6 protein-coding genes are annotated in these 5720 nt (G+C 42.7%); 5 read left to right on the top strand and 1 reads right to left on the bottom strand.

Features of this window, described 5'->3' with window-relative positions:
- Window positions 1–593: response regulator (locus VNZ46_RS23710; protein ID WP_325563254.1), on the bottom strand; the 593-nt coding region annotated here is incomplete at its 3' end.
- A 105-nt stretch (window positions 594–698) separates the two neighbouring features.
- On the opposite strand from VNZ46_RS23710, the gene VNZ46_RS23705 reads away from it, so the two are divergent.
- From VNZ46_RS23705 to VNZ46_RS23685, 5 genes are all read left to right on the top strand, one after another.
- Window positions 699–1922 (top strand): HD domain-containing protein, encoded by a 1224-nt coding sequence (locus tag VNZ46_RS23705; RefSeq protein ID WP_325563252.1) that lies wholly within the window; start codon window positions 699–701, stop codon window positions 1920–1922.
- Between the two features lie 123 nt (window positions 1923–2045).
- The gene (gene lpxD, locus VNZ46_RS23700; RefSeq protein ID WP_325563250.1) at window positions 2046–3125 is read left to right on the top strand and encodes a UDP-3-O-(3-hydroxymyristoyl)glucosamine N-acyltransferase; all 1080 of its coding nucleotides are present in this window, start codon (window positions 2046–2048) and stop codon (window positions 3123–3125) included.
- Window positions 3125–4537: a bifunctional UDP-3-O-[3-hydroxymyristoyl] N-acetylglucosamine deacetylase/3-hydroxyacyl-ACP dehydratase gene (locus tag VNZ46_RS23695; RefSeq protein ID WP_108555716.1), complete on the top strand. Its 1413-nt coding sequence runs from the start codon at window positions 3125–3127 to the stop codon at window positions 4535–4537. The genes lpxD and VNZ46_RS23695 overlap by 1 nt, the downstream gene beginning before the upstream one ends.
- Window positions 4534–5319, top strand: a complete 786-nt coding sequence (gene lpxA / locus VNZ46_RS23690) for an acyl-ACP--UDP-N-acetylglucosamine O-acyltransferase (RefSeq protein WP_108555717.1) — start codon at window positions 4534–4536, stop codon at window positions 5317–5319. The genes VNZ46_RS23695 and lpxA overlap by 4 nt, the downstream gene beginning before the upstream one ends.
- 8 nt (window positions 5320–5327) lie before the next feature.
- The coding region (locus VNZ46_RS23685; RefSeq protein ID WP_325563247.1) for an ABC transporter ATP-binding protein at window positions 5328–5720 on the top strand (393 nt) is incomplete at its 3' end.

Genomic DNA, 5720 nt, shown 5'->3' with positions numbered 1-5720 from the left:
TAATGGTCTTCAATGAACTTGGAGAATTGCATATTGGCCTCAGATTTCTGCATGGTTAAAATTTCGTGCATTTGAGGATCATCCAGTTTCTCCAGCTCAAGTTCCCAGAACACGAGTTTTTTATAAACATCTACCCATTCTTCATAGCTCAGCTTGTCATTAAGGGTCATGCCCAGGCGACGGAAGTCTTGCTGATAAGCCATAGAGGTTTTTTCGCTGATCAGACGCTTGTTGTCAATGATCTTTTTAATGGTCAGCAAGACCTGTTTTGGATTCACAGGCTTGATCAGGTAATCGTCTATCTTGGATCCGATGGCATCTTCCATCAGGTTTTCTTCTTCACTTTTGGTAATGAGGACAACAGGAACATCGTTCTTTAGGTTTTTGATGGCCGAGAGGGTCTCCAGCCCGCTCATTCCAGGCATGTTTTCGTCAAGAAAAACCAGGTCAAAATGTTCTTTACTGAAGGCTTCGAGGGCATCATTACCGTTGGTAAAAGTGGTTACGTGATAGCCTTTCTCGTTTAAGAGTAATATATGTGGTTTTAATAAGTTGATCTCATCATCGGCCCATAGAATCTTGGTTTCCTGCATTATTGTATGTATATAATGTAAATTTAATTTTTGAAAAGCATACGCGCTTTCTTATTTGTGAATAAAAATAGCAATTTTTGTACCGTATAATTTATTTACAACAGATTGAATAAAAAGAAAATAATTAATGACCCGGTATATGGGTTTATCAATATCCCCTCTGCTCTGATTTTTGATCTGATCGCTCATCCCTGGTTTCAAAGATTAAGGTATATTAAACAGCTGGGAATGACGCATCTTGTGTATCCAGGTGCCTTGCACACGCGGTTTCATCATGCTTTGGGGGCCATGCACCTGATGAGCCTTGCTATAGAGGTGCTTAGAGGTAAGGGCCATGAAATCAGCAAGGAGGAGGAGGAGGCCGCAACTATTGCGATTCTGCTGCACGATATAGGTCATGGGCCATTTTCTCATGCGCTGGAGCATACGTTGGTGAACGGGATTCACCACGAGGACCTTTCTATGTTGATCATGGAAAAACTGAACCTCGAATTTGACGGCAGGTTGACAAGCGCAATTGATATTTTTAAAGGAAACTGTCCTAAAAAATTTCTTCACCAATTGATTTCAAGTCAGCTTGATCTGGACCGGATGGACTATCTGAACAGGGATAGTTTTTTTACAGGGGTAAGTGAGGGGGTGATCAGTTTTGACCGGATCATCAAAATGTTCAATATTGCGGATGGAGAACTGGTGATTGAAGAAAAAGGGATTTATTCTATTGAGAATTTTCTGATAGCCCGCCGGCTGATGTACTGGCAGGTGTATCTGCACAAAACAGTAATTGCGGGAGAGCAGTTACTGGTCAAGATCCTTGAAAGGGCAAAGGAACTGGCTTCGGGCGGAGAAACTCTTTTCGCGACGCCAGCTTTACAGCATTTTTTACAGGGCAGGGTTTCAGAAAAGGACTTTTTTACAGAAGAGCGGCACCTGCAGCAATTTTTGAAACTGGATGACCAGGATATTTTTGCTTCGGTGAAGGTTTGGGAAAATCACCGGGATAAAATTTTGTCCAGGCTTTGCGGAATGCTGACTACCAGGAGCTTATATAAAACAGAGATCAGTAATGATGCTCCTGAACAGGCCAGGCTGCAGTTGTTAAAGGAAAATGCAGCTGCGGTACTGGGTATTTCGGAAGAGGAAGCCCGTTATTTTGTTTTTACAGACGAAATCTGGAACCGGGCTTATAATGCCGGAAATAGCAATATCAATATTCTTCTGAAAAATAATGTGCGGATTGATATCGCAAAGGCGTCTGATTTATCTAATTTAGAGTCGCTGGACAAGACGGTTAAAAAGCATATCCTTTGCTATCCTCGTATTATTTAGCATTTTTTAACATTAGAATTCAAATTTTATTCCGTTTTTAGTTTTTTTTCTGATCAATATTAAAAATAAGATAACCTATATGGGTTTATTTGTTCATATCAATTTAACATATACCTTTGTAAAATGCAATTTACTGCCAAGCAGATAAGCGAACTATTAAGTGGGACTATTGAGGGGGATGAAAATGTTCAGGTGGCTGAGCTTTCTAAGATAGAGGATGGTAAGGCAGGGTCTTTGTGCTTTTTATCCAATCCTAAATACGAAAACTATTTATATCAGACAGAGGCCTCTGTGGTGATTGTTGGCCAGGATTTTACGCCTGCCCAGGACTTTACCTGCACTTTAATAAAGGTTAAAGATCCATACAGCGCATTTTCTGTGTTGCTGGACAAGTATAATGAAATTATGAACCAGAGTGCAGAAAAGTCTGGTATAGAGGAACCCAGTTTTATACATCCTACGGCAAAGATCGGAAAGAATGTTTTTATTGGGGCTTTTAGTTATATCGCTGAAAATGTAGTGATTGGTGATGATACAAAAATTGCTGCCCAGGTATTTATCGGAGAGGAAAGCCGGGTTGGTGCACATTGTGTGCTGCATCCAGGGGTAAAAATATACAACCGTTCTGTACTGGGAGACAGGATTATTATTCATTCCAATACCGTAATCGGGAGTGATGGCTTTGGCTTTGCGCCACAAGCCGATGGAACATATACTAAAATTGCCCAGATTGGCAATGTGATCATAGAAGATGATGTGGAGATTGGAGCAAATACGGCGATAGACCGGGCAACGATGGGTTCCACATTTATCAGAAAAGGGGTTAAGCTGGACAATTTGATCCAGATTGCCCATAATGTTGACGTTGGCGAACATACCGTTGTCGCTGCCCAGTCGGGTATTTCGGGAAGTACGAAACTTGGCGGAAATTCTGTAGTTGGTGGCCAGGTAGGAATTGCAGGCCATTTATCCTTGGCCAAAGGAACTCAGATTGGGGCACAGGCCGGAATTAATTTTAACATTACAGAAGAAAATAAACAATGGCATGGCAGCCCGGCCCAGCCATTAAGGAACTGGATGCGGGCCTCCGTTATTTTCAAACAGTTGCCAACAGTGGAGCTCAGGATCGCTGAGCTGGAGGCAAAGATTAAACAACTCACCTTACTAATAGAACAAAGTAGTACTACAATACCAGGAAAATAATGAACGTTAAACAAAAAACCATTAAGAACGAGGTTTCGGTAAAAGGCGTGGGCCTGCATACCGGTGCAAATGTTACTTTAACTTTTTGTCCTGCTCCGGAAAATCACGGGTTTAAATTTCAAAGAATAGATCTTCCGGGTCAGCCGATCGTTGACGCAGATTGTGATAATGTGACAGATACGGCCAGAGGAACGACTATATCCCAAAACGGAGCGAGCGTAAGTACTGTAGAGCATGTGATGGCTTCTTTGGTCGGAATGGACCTGGACAATGTGTTGATGAAGCTGGATGGTCCTGAAACACCGATTATGGACGGTAGTGCAATCCAGTTTCTGGATGCGTTGGAATTGGCTGGTGTGGTTCTTCAGGACGTAGACCGGGAATATTTCCAGATCCCGCACAATATTACCTATACAGAGGCAGACCGGAAAGTGGAAATCGTGGCGATGCCACTGGACGACTACAGGTTTACTTGTATGATTGATTATAATTCTCCTGTTTTGGGCAGTCAGCATGCGGGCATCTCCAGCATTGCAGAGTTTAAAAAAGAAATCGCGTCCTGCAGGACTTTTTGTTTTCTCCATGAACTGGAATACCAGTTGCAGAACAACCTGATCAAGGGTGGAGATCTGAACAATGCAATTGTGATTGTAGATAAGGAAGTGACCAGGGATGAATTGGATCATCTGGCAAAAATATTTAACAGAAATGCGATTGATGTAGCACCTCAGGGCATTCTGAATAATATGGAGCTTAGGCACCAAAATGAACCGGCCAGACACAAGTTATTGGATATGATCGGTGACCTTGCCCTGGTTGGGGTGCATTTAAAAGGCCATATTATGGCGGCCAGGCCGGGTCATGCGGCTAATGTTGCTTTTGCAAAAAAAATCAAAGCGGCCATCAAAAAAGAAAAAAACAAAAAAGTACAGCATGTGTACGACCCGTCTGTAAAGCCTTTATATGACGTGGTGCAGATCATGGACATTTTACCACACAGGCAACCCTTCCTGTTTATCGATAAAATTCTAGAACTGACCAAAACTTACGTGGTGGGTGTGAAGAATGTGACGATGAATGAAGAGCTCTTTAAAGGGCATTTTCCTGGCGCTCCGGTATTTCCAGGGGTGATTCAGATCGAAGCTATGGCGCAAACCGGAGGGATATTGGTTTTAAGTACAGTGCCGGATCCAAGAAATTATCTTACCTTGTTCCTGAAAATAGACAATGTGCGTTTTAGGGCGCAGGTTTCTCCCGGAGATACCATTGTTTTCAGATGTGATTTAATGGAACCGATCAGAAGGGGAATTGCACAGATGAAAGGTGTGGGTATGGTTGGCGAGAAAGTTGTAGTTGAAGCCGAAATGATGGCGCAGATTGTTAAAGTTAAAGATAGCGATAAAACGGCATGATCCAACCTCTAGCATATATACATCCACAAGCAAAAATAGCAGATAATGTTGTTATAGAGCCCTTTGCGGTGATCCATAAAGATGTGGAGATCGGTGAGGGTACCTGGATCGGATCAAATGTGGTGATCATGGACGGGGCGCGTATTGGTAAGAACTGTCGTGTTTTTCCGGGATCGGTGATCTCCGGTGTTCCGCAGGATCTTAAATTTGCGGGCGAGGTAACGACAGCTGAAATCGGAGACAATACGACGATCAGGGAATGTGTAACCATTAACCGGGGAACAAAAGATAAATGGAAAACAGTGATTGGAAGCAATTGCCTGATCCAGGCTTATTCTCACATCGCCCATGACTGTGAAGTTGGGGACCATTGTATTTTTTCCAACAGCACAACGCTGGCAGGACACATTACGATTGGAAATTATGTGGTGCTTGCAGGATTGGTGGCCATCCATCAGTTTGTTAAAGTTGGTTCACATGCTTTTGTGACTGGCGGTTCACTGGTGAGAAAGGATGTTCCTCCCTATGTAAAAGCAGCCAGAGAACCTTTGTCTTATGCAGGGATCAATTCTGTAGGGTTGAGGAGAAGAGGCTTTTCTTCAGAGAAGATTAATGAGATTCAGGAAATTTACCGGGTGCTTTTTGTGAAACATAATAATGTGACCAAGGCCTTGGATATGATAGAAGCAGAGTTTAAGCCAACGGAAATCCGCGACGAAATCGTTGATTTTATCCGCAATTCAAACCGCGGGGTAATGAAGGGCTTTGGGTCTGGCAGTTAATTCAGCCGATGATTATTGACTTAAATAAAGCTGGACGGCGGTTTAACCAGGAATGGATTTTCCGGAATTTCTCTTATCAGTTTAAAGGAGGTGAGCAGTACGCGATACTTGGGCCTAACGGATCGGGAAAGTCTACTTTGTTAAGTTTGCTTACAGGGAGTTTATCCCCTTCAGAAGGGACGATTACTTATAGTGAGGCTAAAGATATTCCAGTGGAGCAGATTTATAAACGCATCAGTTTTGCTGCTCCATATTTAGACCTGATCGAAGAATTTACGCTTCAGGAGACCATTAGTTTTCATTTTAAGTTTAAAGGATTTAGTGCCGGAATGAATGCTGAAAGGGTGTTGGAGCGGCTGGGGCTTGCAAGGGCTCAGGATAAACCTTTGAAGTACTTTTCT

This window comes from Pedobacter sp. (assembly GCF_035566355.1).
GTDB lineage: Bacteria > Bacteroidota > Bacteroidia > Sphingobacteriales > Sphingobacteriaceae > Pedobacter.
Note: the sequence above shows the minus strand (reverse complement) of the source record. Positions and strands in the feature narration are given on the sequence as shown.

What these genes read in the sequence shown, in the direction of transcription:
- lpxA (WP_108555717.1), top strand. Translation starts at nt 4,534, where the DNA reads ATGATCCAACCTCTAGCATATATACATCCACAAGCAAAAATAGCAGAT.
- lpxD (WP_325563250.1), top strand. Translation starts at nt 2,046, where the DNA reads ATGCAATTTACTGCCAAGCAGATAAGCGAACTATTAAGTGGGACTATT.
- VNZ46_RS23695 (WP_108555716.1), top strand. Translation starts at nt 3,125, where the DNA reads ATGAACGTTAAACAAAAAACCATTAAGAACGAGGTTTCGGTAAAAGGC.